Here is a 20,951-nt window from a genome sequence, read left to right as displayed (position 1 = left end):
CTCTCGACGGACGAAGGCTTTATGTCACGACCTCGCTGTTCTCGACTTGGGATAACCAGTTCTATCCCGAGATCCGCGAAAAGGGCGGGGTGATGGTGATGATAGACTGCGACCCTGAAAACGGTGGCATGAAGATCAACGAGGACTTCATCGTGGACTTTGGCAAGGAACCGAATGGCCCGTCGCGCTGTCATGAGAGCCGGTATCCGGGCGGTGATTGCACAAGCGACATCTGGCTATGACTATGTATATCGTGACGATCGCGAACAGGGATGGCGCGCAATATTATGTGGATGCGCGGCGCCCACTTCTGGAAACGCTGAGAAAACATGGCGTCGATTTGCCTTTTGGTTGCAAGTACGGTGGCTGCATTACCTGCGCGGCAAAACTAAAAACAGGCACAGTCGATCAACGCCGACAGGTCGCATTAAACAATCGGCAAATTGCTAACGGCTATGTGATCCTTTGCGTGGCACGTCCGACATCCGACATCACGCTGGAGATAGGGGTCGAAAGCCATGACAAGCTGTACCGCAATCCGTTTCTCGACCCACTCAAACCCCACGAACTCAAGGCCGACATTGCGACGCGGAAGGAAAGTTAACCGATGCCCGAAGCAGACATCGATCGCATCTACGATTACGACCCCAAGTACCTAGCCGACATCCTGCAATCGGTCAAAACCGTTGCAATGGTGGGGGCCAGCGCGGACAAAACAAAATTCAGCTATGGCGTTCTGCGACAGCTCAGCGAAATCGGCTATGATATTCTACCGGTGAACCCCAACCCAAATGTTTCGGAAATCAGAGGGCTCAAAGTCTACCACTCGCTGGAAGAGATCGACAAACATGTTGATATGGTAGACGTCTTCCGTCCGAAAGAAGAGTTATACGGCCTTGCCGAGAAGGCTATCGCAATCGGGGCAAATGTACTTTGGGGTCAGATCGGCGTGTACGACGACAAAGCAGCGCAACTCGCCGAAACAGCGGGCCTTAAGGTCGTGATGAACCGATGCCCCAAGATTGAACTCTTCCGCCCTTTTTGGAAGCCGCGCCTGGACTTAAAGATATGATGGAAAGTCGATTGGTGGCGGCCTCTTCAGCATCTATTGAAGGTGCCAATTGAGACATTTCGCGTCCGGAAGAGAAGACACGTAATCCTGCCCACTTAACGAAACCCGCGTACTCTAAACCCAAGAATGACAGTTTTTTAGAGAACCAACGGCCACCTTGTCCGCGAGAAGATAATCGGGCCACGTCCCAGCGCCGCACAGCGGCGAATGACCGCGTTGAGCCCAAAGCGATTATTCATTGCAAGATGGTGCGCTGCGACGCAGCGACCGGCCGCTCTGCGCTTCAAAAAACGGATTTTCGGCCAATCAAAAGGCGTCGAAACGACGCGAGTATCACCCACGAACTCAGACGAAAATCAAGCGATGGCACCAGACCTTGAAGAACCGCATCTTTCGAGAAAACTACCATCTGCCCGGTGATCTCAGGCTTGCAAAACCTCACAAAAGCCAATGTCTACTTCGGGCGCAGCCAATCCATTCTGAAACAACGAGCAAGGATCAAACGGAAGACAATCTAAACCTGGCGCTTGCTTCATCGCAAATCCGCCGCGGATCACTGCAGCTAGGCGAGCCAGATCCTCACTTAGATCAAGCGGCCATCTGCCCAAAAAGATTTGACGACGGACGCCAGCCAGATGTGGCCGCTAAACTGCTTGGATAAATTTTGTGGCAAATGTTCCTGTCAATACACGTGATCTTTGGTGTTATATAGCGTGACGTACAGCCCTTCGATAAGTATCACTTAGGAACATCCGGACTCAAAAACCACGGCGCATTATGGGAGTAGCCAGATGGGTGTCGACAACGCTTGGTTACGGCATTTTGCCCAAATGTTCGCGGAGCGCACGGAAGATGCAAGTGAATTTGAGGAAGTCTTAAAAAGCTCTGGTCTGAAGCGAGGCGACTTGAAAGAGTGCACCAGAGAGATCGACCCGTTGAAGGAGGGTCAGTTTATTCGCTTGGCTTGTGATCATTTGAGAGACCGAACCTTCGCTACAATAGCTGGTTTGGCGTTTGATACGCCTCGCGACATAGTATGGTATATCTCAAAGTATTCACAGAATCTTAAAGAAGCCATTGAAAACGCTTCACACTACGGTGCTTTGGTTGATGAGAGTATTGAATACAGACTTGTCGAGTCAGAAAACCACGCTTCGCTCAGGATGCAAATTGTTAACGGCGAGCTCAGCAGGTATCATCGACGCACCGAGTTTCTCTTGTTCTCGACAATTTCATTGATGCGCATTGTTACGAATACTCAACTTCACCCTCTGGGAGTTCGGTACAAGCATGTAGTTAAGTCTTCGGCATCCGCAATGAAAAAGGCGGCGGGCTGCACGATTTCCTTTGGTTCCGAAGAAAATGAAATTAATCTATCGCTTGCATCGCTTGATCTCCCAATTCCAAGCTATGACCCCGCACTCAGAAACCATCTTACGGACTACGGAAACAACCTTTTGAGAATGCATGCCGCGAGTTCACTAGGGATACGCGGTAAGGTTGAGGCCCAGATATTGAATAAGCTCCCAGGACGAATGTTAAGCGCGCAGGAAGTGGCATCAAGCCTTGGGCTCAGCGCGCGTTCTCTCTCGCGACGTCTCAATGAGGAAGGCCAGAGTTTTCGTGGTATCGTAAAAAACATCAGATGCGATCTTGCGAAGACGTATCTAAAAGACGGGTTCGGCATCGGAGAAGTTGCATTCTACTTGGATTTTGCCGACCAGCCCGCGTTTTCCACTGCATTCAAACATTGGACAGGGCTAACGCCGCGTGAATTTCAAAAACAAAATTGAACCGACGCGATGTCCTGACTTCGACCTTCGCTGTTGGACCACACCTGAGAAACGCCGCTGTTTGATTAGTGCGTAATGTTGGAAATTTGGGTGACTATGCAGTTTGAAATCTGTGGTGCTCTCCACAAGACAAGCTCATCTTGCTCACCTTCTTCGATAACCATTGCAACAGCGCTCTTGGGGATTTTGGTTTCAAGGGTAATCGGAATTTTGGCCGTCGAACCATGACATCTAATTGCATAGTCCAATGCTGCATCAGAGCTTGTCGTCCAAGACAAGCCAACTTCTTTTCCCAGGCTTTGACCGCGAAAAACCGAGATTGCATTGGGAAGCCGATGCCACTGTTTCGTCGGAACCCAACATGATTTTCGTTTTTTAGCATCCATCGCGTGAACAAACATGGTGTGATCGATTTTTTCGAACCCACCCCATAAACCCCTCAACAAAGGCCAGAAATCTGCGCTGGAAATTTCATTTGCAAGCAACATTTCGACAACAGCATCTGCGCGTTGATCGGGTTCATAGTGTCTGTTCAAATGCATGTTTATTACTTCGACGGCACTGACTGCTTCGGTCTTCATGACTGACGCTCCAACTCTATCTCTGTAACTTGCAAGGCGCTTTGTTTGGCGCGTCATTCAATATTGGTTTGGCGTGTCCAATCACTCTTCTGAATTTCAGCCAAAAGTGTTCCTTTTTCGGCCAAAGCGAAGTGAAACCGGGCCAACCACAGTTGTTTCTTAGTTTAGATGCAGGGGGTAGGTCGGTTTCTGGATAGAGGCTTAATGCCAGAATTGCGGACTTAAGGTCATTCGCCGGAGAGCTGCTCTGACGGATTCATGGAAACAGTGGCAGACTGGCCACTGACAACACCGGAATTGTGGTTTGGATCCATTTCTCGTAATGTCTGGGCAGCATCATTTTGAAGCGTGAACGTATTTCATGACAGCTCTACCGATCTTTGACGCCGCGATTTGGTTTCTTATCCCTGCGTTGATAGTAATGGTCGCGCATCGAGGCGTTCATTTGCTTTTTCCAATCGAGCCGTCAGAGGAAACTTTGGAAGCCGCCAAGTGGGGGTCTGTCAGGATCGGGGCGGTTCACGCTCTCATTCTGGCGCTCGCCTTTTCCAGTGTGCGAGCAGAGTATAACGAATTGCAGGAAAGCATCGACAGCGAAGCGTTGGCCATCGAGCAACTCTATCGTGGTTTGCAAGGGTTTGGCACAGCTGAGGCTGAGGCGATCCAAGACGCGGTAGAGCGTTATACTAAGATGGTTATTAACGAGGAATGGCCGACCATGGCAGCCGGAAGTCCTCTGGAAAAAGCCGATTTACTGGTCGATGTAATATACCGTCAAATCATCGATCTGGCGGACAACTCGGACCGATCAAGCTTAGCTAGTGCGCTGCTGGACGACATTAACGACATCGAGAACGAGCGGGGTCAACGCAGTTTCGATATTGAAGAACCTATCAGTCCGATGTTCTGGATGATCGCAGTCGTTGGATTGGTGTTGACCTGCTTGTCGTTCTTTCCAATGCCGCACGGTTTGGTGCGTTCATCTTTCCTCGGTATGTTCGCGGGCATTAATGGCTTGGTGTTTTTTGCCATCATTGGCTTCTCCCACCCGTTTTCCACTACATTTCCAATTCAGCCGACACCGTTCTTGAAGGTGCTGGAGCGGACCATTGAAAAAGGCAAATAACTGCTTTCAATCCTGAGACCTGACTACCACAAGCGCGACCAATCGCGCCACTATCACAGCAAGGTAGAATTGCCCTATCAGCACCTGTACGACCGCTAAGCTGGCGATGCGCGCATTTTCAGGCGTGATGTCGCCATACCCAAGTGTGGTTAGGGTTACGAAGCTGAAATAGGTTGCGGCGAAAGCGTCCAGATCGGGGTCACCCTTCGCAAATCCAAGATCAAGCGAGACATCCCCAAACCCGACTAGATCATAGATTGCAGCAAAGGCGAAACCGATCAACAGATAGACACTCAGAGCGTTGGCGACCACTCTCCAACTCACGCCACCGGTTGCGCCAAAGATTCTTTCGGTAAGAACGAGTGTGAGGCCCAATGAGAATAACAGATCAAAAACGGTCCCAAGCCGCTCGAATATCGGACGGGTGTCGCCCGAAACTGAGTCGAAAAAGAAGGCGAGTAGACCGAATACTACCACAGCGATGAATGTCACACGACCGGTCGATGACGCCGCACCTGCTACGACAATGAGTATCAGGAAGACGCCTTCGAATACCTGCTCTGAGACTTGGGATCCCCAAAAGAACGGCCAACCAAAAATGATTAACAAAAGGCAGGCCGGAAGCATAAGCTCCCCCCACGAGGCAATCTTGGAGGTTACAGATTTCAAAGCGTTCATTACGCAAGCTTAGTACCGGTACTAGCAAAGCGCGAGCCCGTCGTAAGCAGTGAATGGCTAAGATTGTCTCCTGTCCACAAGGGGTCTGGAGGTGTTGAGCGCTCTATGAATGACGCGCAAATCCAAAGATTGGGAGTTTGTTGTCGAACGGTTGGTTTGTCCGCGAAGTAGACGTTGAAGTAAGTTGCAGCGAATGTCTGCTTCGAGCCCAAAGGTGACCTTCCCGCATTACCTTTGAATTAGCGAGAAGCAGTCTTGATGGGGAATTCGATTGGGTTTCTTATTGGCGTTTCGTTCGACACAGATTGAGCCGCAATCTTACCCCAAACACGAGTGCATTATCTGCTTTGTAGCCGGGGTTCTAAAGTCACTAAACGTCAACGGTCAAAGTTGGGTGATCAGATATACACAGTGGGTAGAACGCATCTTACGTCGTCCGGCCTTCTGATCCATCGGCGGCGGGTTCCGCCCAAGTCGCGGACACTGTGTGCAAGTCTTCGTGAAAACTCGACCGCCGAGCAAGGCTGGCAGTTGCTTCGCGTTCAGCAACCATGTCATTGCCTTCAGACCAACCTATTCTTCCGAACACCATCAAACCGCCTTCGAACGTTTAGCTCCCAGACAGAACGACACCACCGGTTCCGATAGTTACAATGCACAAATTTGGCATCACGCACTCAACCCAGCTATGCGACCCAACACAACGGCACTCAGCAAGCCATTTCCGGAAAGATACCCGCTGTCCCCTTTGCCCGACACACCAACAGCCGTGCCGCCGCCTGCATAAAGGTTGGTGAATGCGGAACCGCCCTCTTTGAGGACGCGCGCAGAGGAATCAACGCGCAAACCGCCTTGGGTGTGGAATAGGGCCCCTGTGACGCGGACGCCCATGTAAGGTGGTGCCAAAGGTGGCGGGTTGAAAGCCCGGCCGAATTGATCCGTGCCGCCAATGGGGATTTCTCGTATTGTTTGCTCCAAAGCCAAAGATGGTAGGCCTAGTGCCTTCGATAGGTGTTCGATTGTATCAGCGGATCGGATCGCACCTGTCTCTTCCGCGCGCTTGAAATCCTCGAACTGGCGCGCAATGGCAGCAATGCGGCCGTCAAAGATGGCGAAGGCTTCTCCGTCGGGCTGCGCCAGCACCGCGCGGGCGGCCTCAGAATAGCCTTGTGACTCGTCCCAGAAACGATGACCGTCGCGGTTCACCTGTATGCCGCCTTCGGTAATCACCGCCCAGGTTATCAGGATTCCATGTGGGTGCGCGACATTACCATGGCCTTGGTATGCCCCCAGGTTTTGCAGCCCGGCACCCAGCCCCTCTGCCCACAGAACAGCCTCGCCTCGGTTACCGCTATGCCCGAACCACAATGCATCTTCGATTTGCGGCATATGCTCGGAAACGAGGGCGGGGTTGCCACCAAAACCGTTGCAGGCAAGGATAAGCCGGTCGCAGGCAATGGTTTCCACTGCAGCGTCTGGGCCTGTTACGGCAACACCTGAAATCTGGTCCTGATCCCGATAGAGCGTTGTCGCGCGGCGATTGCAAATGATGTCCAAACCTTCTCGCTCGCAGGCGCTGCGAAGCGCGTCGATCAACTCTTGTCCCGAGCGTGTCGGCAGCCCGTGCATCCGACGGCGCGAGTGACCGGGGTAGTCAAAATCCGTGACAACCGAGAAGGGCAGGGCGTGGCGTTCAGACAGCCAGTCGATGACTTCCGCGGCATTGCTGGTCAACAAATCGACCAGCGCTTGATCGTTTTCGCTGTGGGCCTTCGACTGAATGTCGCTGGCAAAGAGTACCGCATCGTCCATGATCCCCGCGGCTTGTTGAACTTTTGTGCCAGAAGCAGGGATCAACCCGGCGGACAACGCGGTTGAACCGCTTGGAACCGGATCGGCTTCGATCACCAGCACGTCTTGTCCCGCCTCCGACGCCGACAGGGCCGCGACCAGACCGCAAGCCCCTGCGCCGATGATCAGGGTACCGGTCTTCAGATCAAACCGATCGGGTGCAACACTCTCAACCTTGGGCGTCATCATAGCGGGCCCCGGCATCGAGCATCTCGGCGGTTCCGATGACTTCGTTCAGACCGCCGAAGTCGAACATGTTCTGTGCGAAGGGCTTGTTCGAGCCATTCTCTGCCAGGCTCTGATAATAGGCCTGAGCGGTTTTGGCCAAAGCCCGGACGATCCCGCCGGGGAAAATGACGATGGAATAACCCTGAGCCTCTAGATCGTCAGCACCAAGTATCGGGGTCGCGCCGCCTTCGACCATGTTCGCTAACAGGGGAACGCGTGGGGCAAACCGGTCAGCGATGGACGTCAGCTGTTCGCGACTTTGGGGCGCTTCGAGGAAAAGTACATCCGCACCAGCTTCAAGATATGTTTCCGCGCGCTCGATAGCTGCGCTGAACCCCTCAACGGCGATGGCGTCCGTGCGGGCAATGATTAGCGTGTCACTTCTGGCGCGCGCGTCGGCCATCGCTGCTATCTTTCCAGCCATTTCCTGCTTCGGGATAAGGGACTTGTCCGATAGATGACCGCAGCGCTTCGGAAAGGTTTGATCTTCGACTTGCAGTGCGGATGCACCGGCTCGCTCATATAGTCGCATGGTACGCTGAGCGTTCAATGCGTTTCCAAAGCCGGTATCGGCGTCGATGATAACGGGTAACGAGACCCGATCGGCAATCAGCGTCATCGTGTCCGCCATCTCGGACGCCGTGGTTAGCCCGATATCGGGACGGCCAAGTCGCGTGTAGGCAACAGCCGCGCCGCTCAGATATAGCGCCTCGAAGCCAGCTTTTTCAGCCAGCGAAGCCGTCAGACCGTCATATACGCCCGGTGCAACCAGAATTTCTTTTTTTGCCAGTCGGGATTTAAGGCTCATTTGACTCCCTCCAACCAGTTCAATATTTGATCGCAACTTCGCTGATGGGTGACGGTGCCCAGTGACAGGAGTGTTGCGTCATGAACCTTTTGCCGAAAGGCGGCACATCCGTCTGTCAGCATAACGGTGTCGATATCCCGCAAATGCGCATCGCGCAGAGTTGAGGCAACGCCACCATTGGTCACGATGCCCCCAACGATCAGGTTCTCGATACCCAAAGCGCGCATCAGATATTCCAGCCGAGTCTGATAGAAGGCCGAGTAGGCAACCTTTTCGATGACGAAATCGCAGGGTTGCAACGTATCGACCAAACTGTGACCAAACCCGCCCGGCGCAAAGTCGCCTTTGGTCAGGAACGGGCGCAATTTCTTCAGGTGTGGCGCAATCAATGGCTCGCCGTTGCGGTCGGGTACCAGTGTGAACTGCGCCGAAAAATAGCGTCCGCCCGCGGCTTGCAACATTCGCGCCAAGGGCGCGATGCGTTCGGGAAGAGCCGCGATTTCTTGCGCCGACTGGCCAGCCCGGCCATAGGCTCCCTCAGGATGAATAAAGTCGTTCTGAAGATCGATAGTCAGCAGCGCCGTCTTGCGCGGGTCCCAGGTTTCTGGTTCGCTCATTCAGTCCTCCTCCCGTGGTTCGATAATCGTGTTGCCAAAGGAGTCCACGCGCCCTTGAAAATCCGGTTCGATCAGGACGGTCGTGTCCGGTTGCGTCAGAATGGCTGGACCTTTGACTAACGTGCCAACCGGAAGCGACAAGCGATCATAGATGGTTGTGTCATGCCAAGCATCTCCGAAGTGAACTTTCCGTGTCGACGAGGGCGTAGCACTGCCTTCTCTTGTGGGCGCAAGGGAAGAAAGATCGAATTTCGGTCGCTTGCCCGTTACAGAGCTACGTAGATTCAATATGCGCCGCACGCCGTTTTTCAGCAGTCTTCCATAGGTGGCTTGATAGGCCGTATCGAAGGCCTCTTCGATGTCGGCTTTGCTTGGTGTTGTAACCTTGCCATCTGTCATCGTAACAGTCAGCGGCACCGGAACGGTATGCGTTTGACCCACATAGGCCATGTCCAGCTCGAATGAGATCTCACGCTTGTCGAATGTGGTCCGCGATGCGTCAAGAAGCGCCATACCTTGGTCCGCGTGCTCTTGCATGAATGTGCCTAAAGCAGCCTTGTCCAACTGCGTGACCAGAGTGTTGACCGTCTGTACAAAATCTTGCCGCATGTCGGCGATCACACAGCCTAGTGCCGAGGTGACACCGGGATAACGCGGAACGATTGCGCGGGCGATCCCCACTTCGGCCAGCATTGCCCCTGCGTGCAAAGCTCCGCCACCGCCGAACGGCATAAAGGCAAATCGTTTGGGGTCGAAGCCGCGCTCGATACTTACAAGACGGATGGCTCCGGCCATACGGGAATTGGCGACGCGCAGGATAGCCTCGGCGGCTTCAAGCCTGGACAAACCTAGCGGTTCGCCGACGTGGATATCGATCGCTTTACCAGCGGCCTCCACATCCAGCCTTTCCAGTTTGCCTCCGATTGGGTTGTCCGGATCGATGCGACCCAACACGACATTGGCATCCGTAACCGTGGGGCGATCATTTCCCGAACCGTAGGCAACAGGACCGGGATTTGATCCTGAGCTTTCAGGGCCGATATTTAACAATCCGCCCTTATCGACCCAGGCGATTGACCCTCCGCCTGCTCCGATGGTTGTTATTTCGATCATTGGACTGCGCACAACCATCCCAAAATCGATGGAGGTCTGGGCCGACAACATCGTCTGCCCCTGTGATATCAGCGAAACATCAAAACTGGTGCCGCCCATATCCCCCGTGATCACATTGTCGAATCCAGCAGATTGCGCAATGTAACCTGCAGCAATCACCCCCGCCGCCGGGCCAGACAGGGCCGTACGCACCGGAAGGCGGGACGCGGTGTTGACCCCCATTACCCCGCCATTGGACTGCACGATCATGAACTCGCCATCAAACCCGCCGGATTGCAAAGCGTTTTCCAGGCGGGTCAGATAGCCTGAGACTTCGGGTTGCAAATATGCATTCAGCGCCGTGGTAGAGAACCGTTCGAATTCACGGATTTCCGGTAGGATTTCTGACGAGGCTGACACATGCGGGTTCGGCCAAATCTCGCGTACGGCGGCGACAGCGGCGGCTTCGTTTTCAGGGTTGGCATAGGCATTGGCGAACAGGATTGCGATGGCTTCGCATCCTTGCTCTCGCAAGTGCTCGGCTGCTTTGCGCACGGCAATCAGATCGACAGGTGTGCGAATGGTGCCATCCGCCAGTGTACGTTCCGGCACCTCCAGACGGTCGCGGCGATCCACAACGGGTTCGAAATCCCCGCGCAATCCCCAGGTGCGCGGTCGGTCTCTTCGGCGCATCTCCAGGACGTCCCGCAGACCTGCAGTACAGATCACTCCTGTCTTGGCCCCTTTGCGTTCCAGCAGAGCATTTGTGCCCGCCGTGGTGCCGTGTACCACTACTGAGATCTCGGACGGATCATCGACCTCGCGCCCGATCCCGTCCAGGAATCCACCTGATTGATCCGGGCGTGTGGTTGGAACCTTTGCGACGGTTGCGCTCCCGTCTGCTTCGTTCAGAACAAAAACATCCGTGAACGTGCCCCCCACATCCACGCCGATCATACGTCCGGTCATGGCGCAACCTCCCGCCATGTGGTGCCGTAGACCTGATCCGCCTGTTCGGCACTCACAAGACCCCGAGCCACATCTTTGGCGATCGCTGCAGGAGCGCGGTGGCCCGCAGCGCCATAGCCGCCACCGCCGGGTGTTTCAAGGCGAACCGCTTGTCCTTGTTTCAATTCGATCCCTCTCATTTTTGAAACCAGTGGCGGTGCCTTCCACCCATCGTCTTGTTCATACGTGAAGACATTCATGGCCCCGTCGCCACCGTCGGCGATACCCTTCGGTGCGAACTTGCCGCGTTCGCCGAACAGAAACGCCTGAGCGCCGTTTTCCTCCAGAACTTCAATTTCATAGACAGCCCCAAGCCCCCCGCGATGCGCACCCGTACCTGCGCTGTCGGGGCGCAGAGCCCACTGGCGGAACATGACCGGATAGGCGGCTTCAAGAATTTCCATCGGCGGGATCGTCGCCGTCGAGATCGGAGCGTTACCGTGGTTCAGCCCGTCGCTCTCGACCGAGCCGCCGTGCCCCCCACCATAAAAGCTGAACATCACCCATGGCTGTCCGTTTGAGCGTTTTCCGGCGATAGAAAGCGCATTGATTGTCCCATAAGCGTTGGCGACAACCCGATCCGGTGCGGCGTTTGCGAAGGCAGAGAATACAACATCGATCATTCGCAGAATGGTTTCTGTGTATCCACCTGTCGGCGCGGGGAACTCGGCCGCCAATAGACTGTCTTCGGGCACGATAACTTCGATGGGACGCATCACGCCGGCGTTGGCAGGCAGCGCCGGAAAAACGTGTTTAACAGCCACATAGGCGGTTGCAACGGTCGTGGGGAGGGCGATGTTCACAGGCCCGGCGCATTGCGGAGACGAACCCGTGAAATCAAGCACCATTTGATCGCGTTTGATCTCAAGAGCGAGTTTGATGCGAAGCGGATCGTCTGTGATACCGTCATTGTCCAGGAAGTCTTCGGCCTCCCACCGACCGTCCGGCAAGTCCTGCAACTCAGATCGCATAAGCACCTCGGCCCGATCGCTGAGCGCCTCAAGAGCGGCTGAGACTGTTTCGGCATCATATTCGTCCAGCAGCTCGTCCATCCTACGGACCCCAAGATCCAGTGCACCCAGTTGTCCGTTCAAATCCCCCATCGCTGATTGAGGTAGGCGGGTGTTACGCAGCAGAATGTCAATAATGTCCTGGCTAACCTCTCCTTTGCGCGCCAGTTTTACCGGCGGCAGAACAAAGGCTTCCTGGAAAACTTCGGTCGCAGCGGGGTTGTAGTTTCCCGGCACCGCACCGCCTACGTCATGCCAGTGCCCAACCGACGCGAGATAGCAGAACAACTTGCCATCACGGAAATAGGGACGCACCAAACGCATATCAGACAAATGTGTTCCGCCGATATGTGCATCGTTGAAGATATAGATGTCGCCGTCTTCCAGATCCCCGTCAGCCGCGGCCTTTTCAATCACCGCTTTCACGGCAAAAGACATCACACCCACGAAGATCGGCAGCCCGGACTTACCCTGAACAAGAGTGTCGCCCGTTGTTGCAGAATACAGACCATGGCTGGCGTCATGCGCCTCGGCAATGATCGGATTAAAGGCCGCTCGAAATAGGGTTGCGTCCATTTCGTCAGCGATCTGTTCCATGCGGCCTGCAAGTACAGAAAGGGTAATTGGGTCAATCTCGCTCATGCCTGCGCCCTTGTTTCTGCAATGTCATTCCAGACATCCTGACGTGTGATCAGATCGTTCTGAATCTCGAACCGGTCGATGAAGCGAATGCCTTCGAATGCTGAACCATCGGTCCATTCACCGGACAACGTTCCCCGGCAGTAAACGATCGCAGCGTCGCCATCGCTTTGCATTGCGTCGAACCCCTCGTAGGTTTTCGCGATACGGCGATACCGGTTTGCCGCCCAACTCCTGAGGTCCTCAAGATCTCGCATGGGCGCGGTTCCGGGAAACTGCATCACGAAGTCCGAGCTGAGCCTTTTCCGGGCGCTTTCAAACGCGCGATCACTCGTTTCGGCCAGGAAGGCGCGCACGATGTGCTCGGGGTCTTGTTTGGCCCGAGCAGGATGTCTGCTCTTGCCGCCGCGATAGTAGTTCTGGTCTGAAATGTCGTGGATCACGACGGTCACAAGCTCTGTCGCAGCAGGCACTACGAATCGCACAGCATTGGTCAGCGCCACGCCAAGTCGTTGTTTTTCTTGCGCGCTATAGCCCTCGATCACATGCAATTCGACGATCGGCATGCAAAAGCTCCTCCGATTATTGTATTATCTGTAATACAGGTTGTTAAATTATTGTAAGACTATTTTGCGAGAAACAATAATACTAAAGCTTGATTTTCCAAGTTCCGGTTTTACGATTGAGGGTGCTGTGAAGGGGGAATCAACGGGTGAACAGGATCAACGCGGCCAATCTACCGGACGGGACCAAGGCGCAACGCGTCTACCTGCATCTGCACGATCAAATCACCGAAGGACAGCTTTCGGCGGGGGAAACCCTGCCCGGTGAGCAGCGGCTGGCCAAGAAATTCAGTGTATCGCGAGTGACAATACGACGGGCGCTGGACGCGCTTTCACGCAATGGCCTGATCGAGCGTCAGGCGGGTAGTGGTACCCGGGTTTCAGGCCAGTCCACCCTCGGTGCACCCGCAGCGATGGATTTCAATACGCTCATGCCGCAGCTGGTCGAAATGGGGCAGAGCACAACCGCGCGGCTATTGTCCTTTTCTTACGGCAAAGCTCCAGAGGTGGTGGCGAAGGCCATGGGGCTTCCGAGCGACCATCAGGTGCAGATCGCAACGCGGGTGCGTCTGACTGATGACGTCCCGTTTTCGCATCTGACGACCTATGTGCCGGCTGTGATTGCGCAGAACTACTCGGAAAGCGACCTCGCCACGACACCGCTGTTCAAACTTCTGGAACGCAGTGGCGTGCAGATTGAGCAGGCGCATCAGACCGTTTCCGCAACGTTGGCGGGGCCCGACGTGGCTGAGGCATTGGGCGTTGCTGTCGGCTCAGCTCTGCTATCGCTTAAGCGCATCGTTCGCGATGTCGAAGGAAATGGGGTCGAGTATCTTTCTGGCCTCTATCGTTCTGACATGTTTCGGCTCGAGATGCCTTTGGCGCGTGTTGGAACCGGTTCATCCCGGCATTGGGAGCCCGCGATCGGACGCAGCGAGGAGACCGGGAAATGAGCGCACCGCGCACCATGCTCGACAAACTCTGGGCCTCGCACGAGGTTCTGAGGCGCGAGGATGGTGTGTCGCTGCTTTGGGTTGACCGCCACTTAGTGCATGAAGGGTCGCATCATGCCTTTGCCAAGCTGGCAGAGCGCGGCTTATCCGTGGCTGAACCTGCTCTCACCTTTGCGGTTGCAGATCATTACGCGCCCACGAGAAACCGAGACCGGATTGCCGATCCAAAAATCGCCCGGATGATCGAAACCTTGCGGAACAACGCGTCGGACCACAACATCAGACTTTTCGATCTCAGCGACCCGTCGCAAGGCATCGTTCACGTAATCGGGCCCGAGTTGGGTCTGACATTGCCCGGGCTGCTTATCAATTGCGGGGACAGCCACACATCCACTCACGGGGCATTTGGCGCATTGGCTTTCGGGATCGGGGCTACAGAGGTTGCGCATGTGTTGGCGACGCAGACGGTCTGGCAGCGAAAACCCAAGGCCATGCGAATAAGCGTCGAAGGTCGCTTGGGATTCGGCGTCACTGCCAAGGACATCGCCCTGAACTGGATAGCGCAATTGGGCAGCGGCAGTGCGCAGGGCCACGCGATTGAGTATGCAGGACAGACAATTCGGGATCTGTCGATGGAGGGGCGCATGACACTGTGCAACCTCTCAATCGAAGGCGGGGCGCGGTTTGGCATGGTTGCGCCGGATGAGGTCACGTTTGCCTATCTTGAAGGACGCGAATACGCGCCTTCGGGCGCAGATCTGCAAAGAGCGCAACAGGCGTGGCGCGGCCTGATCACGGACGAGGGGGCCGTTTTCGAACGCGAGGTTAAGCTGAGCGCAGCTGACATCGCACCAACCGTGACGTGGGGCACCAGCCCGGAACAGGCCCTGCCCATAACAGCCAACATCCCCAGTCCAGACGCCACTGATCCAGCAAAGTCAAATTCAGCACAAGAAGCTTTGGAGTACATGGCGTTGAGGCCGGGGCAGCCTTTGGACGGTATCACGGTGGATCAGGTGTTTATCGGCTCCTGCACGAATGGGCGGATTGAAGATCTTCGCGAGGCCGCTTTGGTGTTGTCTGGGCGCCAGGCGCGTGTGCCGGGGCTTGTCGCGCCCGGTTCAGCGCGGGTAAAGGCGCAGGCCGAAGCCGAAGGGTTGGACAGGATATTCCAAGATGCCGGGTTGGAGTGGGCCGCGTCAGGTTGCTCTATGTGCGTTGGCATGAATGGCGACGTTGTGGCCGAGGGCAAGCGCTGCGCATCCTCAACCAACCGCAATTTCCGCGGACGTCAGGGGCGCGGCGCGCGAACGCATTTGATGTCCCCGGCGATGGTCGCCGCAGCGGCCGTAACGGGTACAATTACGGATGTAAGGCCGCTTTTGCAGGGCAGGGCGGCGTGATGGCGGGGTGGAGCACTCAACAGGGGCAGGCCCTGGCACTGGCGTTCGATAACATCGACACGGACCAGCTGATCCCGGCGCGTTTCATGTCAGTCCCGCGCAGTGAGGGGTATGGCCGCTATCTGCTGCACGACATGCGGCGCGACGACAATGAACGGCTTTCTGCGGATTTTCCGCTGAACCGCCACGAGGGGATCAGCATTCTGGTCGCCGGGCATAACTTTGGCAGCGGCTCGTCGCGCGAGGCAGCAGTTTATGCGCTGGTCGACGCAGGCATTCGCGCGGTCATCGCACCCAGTTTCGGCGACATCTTCGCCAACAACGCCATCAACAACGGCCTGCTGCCCGCTCGTGTCGACGCTGAGAAGGTGGCGCAACTGCAGCAGGCGCTGAAAGATGCCCCATACCTTGCGTCGATTGATCTGACCGAGAACCGCCTGACCCTCGGGGACATAACAGCGACCTTTGAGCTGGACGAAGGATGGCGTGTGAAGCTGATCAACGGCTGGGACGACATCGATCTGACCCAGCAACATACGCAGGCGATCAATGCTCATAGGGATAACCGCAACAAGACCGCCCCTTGGGCCTGGCCGAACAAACCGGATTAGGACAAGTCGCGCAAAGACGACGCAATACGGGTCAAGAGACCTGAAATTAGGGGAAACCAGGAAAATGCCCCTGAAACACGTGGAGGAATAACTATGAAGATGAACGCATTGGCTGGCCTTTTGGCAGGGGCCGTGATCGTCGCCGGAACGGCCAAAGCCGAAGAAACGATCTCGGCGGTTCACGCCTTTCCCGAAACGCTGATCTATACCCAAAGCTTTCTGGACTTTGTCGACAAGGTAAACGAAGCGGGCAAAGGGGTCATTCAGATCGACGTACGGGGCGGGCCGGAAGCAATTGGCATGTTCCAACAGCCCGATGCGGTGCGCGACGGGATCGTTGACATGGTTTACACGCCGGGCTCGTTCTACGGTGGCGCCCTGCCCGAGAAAGATGCGATGGTCGCGTCGAACCTGACCGCGATCGAAACCCGCGAAAATGGCGGAACGGAACTGATCGACCAGATCCATCAGGACAAAATGGGCCTGAAATACCTCGGCTGGTTCGACAGCGGCGTCTGCTACAACCTTTGGACCCGTAACGAGCCCAGTTTCGATGCTGACGGCAATCTTGAAGTCGAAGGGTTGAAGCTGCGCGGCAACAACGTCTACAACGCTTTCTTCACCAATTACCTTGGTGCGCAAGTAATCGACCTGCCCACGGGCGAGGTCTACTCGGCCCTGCAGCGTGGCGTCGTTGATGCGACAGGCTGGACCCAGATCGGCTTGATCGACCTGAAGTGGAACGAATTCCTGAACTATCGCATCGAACCGTGCTTCTTCTCGACTGATCTCGGCGTCATCGTGAATCTCGACCGCTGGAACTCGCTGTCTGACGAGGCGCGCACGATCCTGCAAGACATTGCGATCCAACACGAAAAGGACAGTGTTGAAGCCCTGCGCAGCAAACGCGACGAAGACTTTGCGGCCCTGGACGCTGCAGGCATGACGGTTGTCACGCTGGAAGGGGAGGCAAAGGCAAACTACCTTGCCGCGGCCCGCGAAAAGACATGGGAGCGTATGAAGGGCCTGATGGCCGAGCAGCCCGGCGGCACCGATAACTATGATCGCCTGATCGAGCTGTTCTACGATCTCGACGCTGCGAACTAAGACCACCGACAGGCCCGTTCCAGACGGACGGGCCTTTCACTACCAGGGGCAGAGCAGGCGGGATGATGAAAAGGATCTATGACGCAGTCCTGTTTGGCATGGCCATTATCGCTGGTCTATTGCTGGTTTGGCTGATGCTATCCGTCATCACGTCAGTTCTGATGCGCAATGCCGGGCTGCAACCCTTTGCGTGGCTGTTTACTTCTGCAGAATACGGGCTTTTGTACATGACCATGCTGGGCGCGCCTTGGCTGGTACGGGAAAAGGGCCATGTCCACATCGAACTGGTGACGGCCGCGCTGCCTGTTGGTTTGCGCCGGATTGTCAGCCGTACGGTGGCAGCCGCTTGCGTGCTGGTCTGCCTGATCCTCGGCTGGCAAGGGGCTGATCTGGTCCTAACGAATATCGAGCGCGGGGACTACGACACTCGCGCTTACTATTTCCCCCGATGGATGCTGACTATCGCCTTTCCACTATCGTTTGGAATGATGGCGATAGAAATTTCGCGCTTTGTCTTCGGGCCCGAGCTGATGCACAGCGGAGAAGCAGGGATACACGAGTAATGGAGTGGTACGAAGCGCTTGCCCTGCTGCTTGGGTCGATAGTGTTCCTGATGGCCATCGGAATGCCTGTGGCACTGGCTTTTCTTGCAGCCAACATTCTGGGCGCCTGGGTCTTTATGGGGGGGGAGCGCGGCGTCACGCAACTCCTCAACAATGGGCTGGGTGCATTGACCAAATACGCGTTGATGCCAATCCCGCTGTTCTTGTTGATGGGTGAGATATTCTTCCACACCGGGTTGGGTGGGCGTATGTTCAGCGCGATAGATAAGCTGCTTGGCCGACTGCCGGGACGGCTGAGTTATGTGACGGTTCTTGGCGGTACCGCGTTTTCAACGTTGTCGGGGTCGTCGATGGGCTCAACCGCGCTTTTGGGATCGCTCATGGTACCCGAAATGAACCGCCGCGGGTACAAATCATACATGAGCATTGGACCAATTTTGGGAACCGGTGGCTTAGCGATCATCATCCCGCCCTCGGCGCTTGCCGTTCTATTGGCCACGCTCGCGCAGATAGACGTCGCAGCCTTGTTGATAGCCGGAGTCATTCCCGGTCTGATACTCGCCTTGTTCTACATCGGTACGATCTGGCTCCAAACTCGGTTGGATCCCGAGGCGGCTCCTGCGTACGACGTCGAGCCTATGTCGTTGGCTTACCGCCTGAAACTGCTCATGACTGAGGTCGTGCCGATGGTTGGTGTCATGGTCGTGATTATTGTCTTGATGATCCGCGGCTTTGTCACCCCATCCGAGGCAGCAGCGTTTGGCGCATTGGGCGTATTGATCCTGGCCGCGATTTTTCGCTGCCTTTCGTGGGAGGCGATCAAAAAGTCGGTCATCGGTGCACTCAAGGTTACGCTGATGGCTTATTTGATCGTCTTCGGCTCGGCCACGTTCAGCCAGCTTTTGGCATTTTCCGGAGCATCGCGGGGACTGGTGAACTGGGCCATCGCGTTTGAACTTGCTCCATTGGCCATGCTGACGGTGATGTTCGCTGTTTTGTTGTTACTTGGCATGTTCATGGAGCAGATTTCGATCATGTTGCTGACCGTGCCAATCTTCTTTCCACTGGCGCAGACACTCGGGTTTGACCCGATCTGGTTCGGTCTGATAATGTTGCTCTCGCTCGAGATCAGCTTCACCACACCACCATTTGGGTTGCTGCTGTTTGTGATGAAAGGTGTCGCACCGCCTGGCACAACGATGCGCGAAATCTATACGTCCGCCTTCCCGTTTATTTTCTGCTCGATCCTGCTGGTTGTTCTATTGATCGTTTTCCCAAACCTGGCTTTGTTCCTGCCGTCCTTGTAAGGCTGTTCTTTTGTGGAAGATGGATGAATGCCCTTGCGAAGGCCACTGATCGACAGTGCGGACGTTTTTTGCGACGGCGCACAGGCAAGACTCAGTAAGCAATCCGCGCTGAACTCGCTTTGAATAAATTCAAACGGCACCTTTGTCCGCAATGCGGTCGTACGAGCAACTAGCAGCGAATGGCCGCTTCGAGCCCATAGCGGCCACTAAGTTGCGCTAGCTTTCGAGGCGAGAATTGCACTTGACTCGTTATTTACTTTTGAATTTCCGTAGAGTGCTTCCTGCAGTAGCCATTTGCGAACGGCGCGGACAGCTCTGCGTCTTCCCGCGCGTTGGTTCGTTGCTAGGTAATAGCCTCCAAAATGAAGCTCTATGTCATTCAGGCGAACCAACGCTCCTGTTTCTTCCTCAGTTTGACATAGGTGCTGGTCCATTAGAACCGCACCCAGCCCCGCAACCGCGGATTGGATTGCTAGGAGAGCCCCCAAGGGCTTTGGCAGATTAAGAACCGGAACCTCTTTCAAGCCAGATTCGCGAAACCATTCCGGCCAGAGGCGGAACGTCGCTTCTTCTATCAGCGCCCCTGACGCCAACACTTCAAGATTCAAATCAGAGCCTGTGACCGGGGCAAAGCTTGGAGCAGAAAAGGCACTGACGAGAGATGGGAACAACAAGTCGTACCCTTCGGATGGATCGACACGCAGATATCTCAGGCCCAAGTCAAAATCATGCGCTTCAATGTCCATAACATCCGTTGTTATCGAGAGGTTCAACTCTATGTCGGGATGCGCAGCTTTTAATCTTGGCAGTCTTGGTACTAGCCATTTTTGTGCCACTGCACTCTCTGTTGTCATTGTGACAACACCTTTGGGTTCGGCGGTCAATGCTTCCGTCGCCTCGGCAATTCGATCAAGAGCAGGCGTAATCTGAGCCAAGTAGTCTTGCCCTTGCTCCGTAAGTGCGACACCAGATTTTTGTGTTCGGAAAAGATGTACATTCAGCCGTTTTTCCAACCCACGTATGTGACGGGAAATCGCTGAGTGCGACACGTTTAGTTCTTCGGCTGCACTGGTAAAGCTACCCAACCTTCCTGCGGCTTCAAAGGCACGAAGAGGATTTAGAGGGGGCAGGTTTCTTGGCATGGGGCATTGTGACTTTTTGGAACAATCCATGTCAAGAAACGGCGTTTGTCTGATTAGCCGTGTGCTGAGATTTTATGGGAGCGGCCAACCATGGAGCCTACCATGAAATATGCAGATACACATGAGTTTACATCACAATTTAAACCCGCGATCTCCTGCTCAAAGAGCCCAAATTCGGTCCGCGAGAAGATCAAATTTAGTTTCAGATCATTGTTTGCTCCGCGACTAGATCCCACGCGGTTGACCCGGGTTGAACGGCGTGAAATGGGCATCACAGAGCACGATATCGACTGGCACAACGCCTTACATGGTCCCTTGGTCAAATGAACAGAGCAGCATTTTTTGCTGACCAAATAACCAAGAACGGCCTCAAACCGCTCTCAAATGTTACTGACCGGCGGCAGCGTCCGCAAAGCGGGCGCTAAAGCATGCGTCAGCGAATGATCAGAATATTGCCTTTAATGTTCAAACCTATGAAGCTGGCTTGGTGTCAGATTGATCTAAAAGCTCGTATCATACGAATGACTAGTTTTTGAGGGCGTAGTTGTGTTCGAGGTCAAAATTGGCCTCTACATGGTGAATCACCGTGGTTAGTTCACTGCAGATGCAGGCGAGGCAATTTCGCCACTGGGGGTACTATTCGGGGTATCATTGAGTTTGAGTATATATTTCGTGATTAAAAATATATACTTACCTTATTTTATGTATTCCCTTCAGCGGCACCACTTTAACATCCAGTTTCGCCCGACTCTGACTGATAGTAGCTTGTATTAGCAGGTCTTCTACTGTCGGTGTGTCC

20 protein-coding genes and 1 pseudogene are annotated in these 20,951 nt (G+C 54.9%); 12 read left to right on the top strand and 9 right to left on the bottom strand.

Annotated elements, in window-relative coordinates; all coding sequences use genetic code 11:
* The 5 genes and pseudogenes from ACR0CG_RS22360 to ACR0CG_RS22340 form a co-directional block, all read left to right on the top strand.
* Positions 1 to 242 (top strand): selenium-binding protein SBP56-related protein (locus ACR0CG_RS22360; protein WP_480527612.1); only part of this gene is annotated, 242 nt, incomplete at its 5' end.
* Between the two features lie 2 nt (positions 243 to 244).
* The gene (locus ACR0CG_RS22355) at positions 245 to 604 is read left to right on the top strand and encodes a 2Fe-2S iron-sulfur cluster-binding protein (protein WP_480527610.1); all 360 of its coding nucleotides are present in this window, start codon (positions 245 to 247) and stop codon (positions 602 to 604) included.
* A gap of 3 nt (positions 605 to 607) precedes the next feature.
* Positions 608 to 1,072: a CoA-binding protein gene (locus ACR0CG_RS22350; RefSeq protein WP_480527609.1), complete on the top strand. Its 465-nt coding sequence runs from the start codon at positions 608 to 610 to the stop codon at positions 1,070 to 1,072.
* A gap of 334 nt (positions 1,073 to 1,406) precedes the next feature.
* Positions 1,407 to 1,590, top strand: a pseudogene (locus ACR0CG_RS22345) (IS3 family transposase); the annotation flags it as partial.
* Between the two features lie 273 nt (positions 1,591 to 1,863).
* Complete coding sequence (locus tag ACR0CG_RS22340; RefSeq protein ID WP_480527606.1) at positions 1,864 to 2,865, top strand: AraC family transcriptional regulator; 1,002 nt, start codon at positions 1,864 to 1,866, stop codon at positions 2,863 to 2,865.
* Positions 2,866 to 2,930: 65 nt separating this feature from the next.
* On the opposite strand, the gene ACR0CG_RS22335 is transcribed toward ACR0CG_RS22340, so the two are convergent.
* Positions 2,931 to 3,446 (bottom strand): hypothetical protein, encoded by a 516-nt coding sequence (locus ACR0CG_RS22335; RefSeq protein WP_480527604.1) that lies wholly within the window; start codon positions 3,444 to 3,446, stop codon positions 2,931 to 2,933.
* 361 nt (positions 3,447 to 3,807) lie between these two features.
* On the opposite strand from ACR0CG_RS22335, the gene ACR0CG_RS22330 reads away from it, so the two are divergent.
* A complete protein-coding gene (locus tag ACR0CG_RS22330) occupies positions 3,808 to 4,572 on the top strand; it encodes a bestrophin-like domain (RefSeq protein ID WP_170676228.1) in 765 nt (254 codons plus the stop codon).
* Positions 4,573 to 4,578: 6 nt separating this feature from the next.
* Here the strand turns inward: ACR0CG_RS22330 and ACR0CG_RS22325 are convergent, their stop codons facing one another.
* The 7 genes from ACR0CG_RS22325 to ACR0CG_RS22295 form a co-directional block, all read right to left on the bottom strand.
* On the bottom strand, positions 4,579 to 5,250 hold the full coding sequence (locus ACR0CG_RS22325) for an ion channel (RefSeq protein ID WP_480527602.1): 672 nt from the start codon (positions 5,248 to 5,250) through the stop codon (positions 4,579 to 4,581).
* A 669-nt stretch (positions 5,251 to 5,919) separates the two neighbouring features.
* Positions 5,920 to 7,290 carry an FAD-dependent oxidoreductase gene (locus tag ACR0CG_RS22320; RefSeq protein ID WP_480527601.1) on the bottom strand — a complete coding sequence of 457 codons (1,371 nt, stop codon included), beginning with the start codon at positions 7,288 to 7,290 and terminating at the stop codon, positions 5,920 to 5,922.
* Positions 7,271 to 8,137: an isocitrate lyase/PEP mutase family protein gene (locus ACR0CG_RS22315; protein WP_480527600.1), complete on the bottom strand. Its 867-nt coding sequence runs from the start codon at positions 8,135 to 8,137 to the stop codon at positions 7,271 to 7,273. Before ACR0CG_RS22315 ends, ACR0CG_RS22320 begins: the two co-directional genes overlap by 20 nt.
* Positions 8,134 to 8,754, bottom strand: a complete 621-nt coding sequence (locus ACR0CG_RS22310; protein WP_480527598.1) for a cysteine hydrolase family protein — start codon at positions 8,752 to 8,754, stop codon at positions 8,134 to 8,136. Before ACR0CG_RS22310 ends, ACR0CG_RS22315 begins: the two co-directional genes overlap by 4 nt.
* Positions 8,755 to 10,815 carry a hydantoinase/oxoprolinase family protein gene (locus ACR0CG_RS22305; protein WP_480527596.1) on the bottom strand — a complete coding sequence of 687 codons (2,061 nt, stop codon included), beginning with the start codon at positions 10,813 to 10,815 and terminating at the stop codon, positions 8,755 to 8,757.
* A complete protein-coding gene (locus ACR0CG_RS22300) occupies positions 10,812 to 12,506 on the bottom strand; it encodes a hydantoinase B/oxoprolinase family protein (protein WP_170676247.1) in 1,695 nt (564 codons plus the stop codon). The genes ACR0CG_RS22305 and ACR0CG_RS22300 overlap by 4 nt, the downstream gene beginning before the upstream one ends.
* Positions 12,503 to 13,069, bottom strand: a complete 567-nt coding sequence (locus ACR0CG_RS22295) for a tautomerase family protein (RefSeq protein WP_171103126.1) — start codon at positions 13,067 to 13,069, stop codon at positions 12,503 to 12,505. The genes ACR0CG_RS22300 and ACR0CG_RS22295 overlap by 4 nt, the downstream gene beginning before the upstream one ends.
* A 146-nt stretch (positions 13,070 to 13,215) precedes the next feature.
* On the opposite strand from ACR0CG_RS22295, the gene ACR0CG_RS22290 reads away from it, so the two are divergent.
* The 6 genes from ACR0CG_RS22290 to ACR0CG_RS22265 all read left to right on the top strand — a co-directional run bounded on the left by ACR0CG_RS22290 (position 13,216) and on the right by ACR0CG_RS22265 (position 19,010).
* Positions 13,216 to 14,019 carry a GntR family transcriptional regulator gene (locus ACR0CG_RS22290; RefSeq protein WP_480527594.1) on the top strand — a complete coding sequence of 268 codons (804 nt, stop codon included), beginning with the start codon at positions 13,216 to 13,218 and terminating at the stop codon, positions 14,017 to 14,019.
* Positions 14,016 to 15,422 carry a 3-isopropylmalate dehydratase large subunit gene (gene leuC, locus ACR0CG_RS22285; RefSeq protein ID WP_480527593.1) on the top strand — a complete coding sequence of 469 codons (1,407 nt, stop codon included), beginning with the start codon at positions 14,016 to 14,018 and terminating at the stop codon, positions 15,420 to 15,422. Before ACR0CG_RS22290 ends, leuC begins: the two co-directional genes overlap by 4 nt.
* Entirely contained in the window at positions 15,422 to 16,033 is a 612-nt protein-coding gene (gene leuD / locus ACR0CG_RS22280; protein ID WP_480527592.1) for a 3-isopropylmalate dehydratase small subunit, read from the top strand. The genes leuC and leuD overlap by 1 nt, the downstream gene beginning before the upstream one ends.
* A 93-nt stretch (positions 16,034 to 16,126) precedes the next feature.
* On the top strand, positions 16,127 to 17,140 hold the full coding sequence (gene dctP, locus ACR0CG_RS22275; RefSeq protein ID WP_480527590.1) for a TRAP transporter substrate-binding protein DctP: 1,014 nt from the start codon (positions 16,127 to 16,129) through the stop codon (positions 17,138 to 17,140).
* Positions 17,141 to 17,202: 62 nt separating this feature from the next.
* Positions 17,203 to 17,703, top strand: a complete 501-nt coding sequence (locus tag ACR0CG_RS22270) for a TRAP transporter small permease (protein ID WP_480527589.1) — start codon at positions 17,203 to 17,205, stop codon at positions 17,701 to 17,703.
* Positions 17,703 to 19,010, top strand: a complete 1,308-nt coding sequence (locus ACR0CG_RS22265; protein WP_170422451.1) for a TRAP transporter large permease — start codon at positions 17,703 to 17,705, stop codon at positions 19,008 to 19,010. Before ACR0CG_RS22270 ends, ACR0CG_RS22265 begins: the two co-directional genes overlap by 1 nt.
* 206 nt (positions 19,011 to 19,216) lie before the next feature.
* Here ACR0CG_RS22265 and ACR0CG_RS22260 read toward each other — a convergent pair whose 3' ends face one another.
* Entirely contained in the window at positions 19,217 to 20,152 is a 936-nt protein-coding gene (locus ACR0CG_RS22260; protein WP_480527587.1) for a LysR substrate-binding domain-containing protein, read from the bottom strand.
* Positions 20,153 to 20,951 lie beyond the last annotated feature (799 nt).

The organism is Ruegeria sp. AB8 (assembly GCF_056542605.1).
This window is presented reverse-complemented; position numbering and strand designations above follow the sequence as displayed.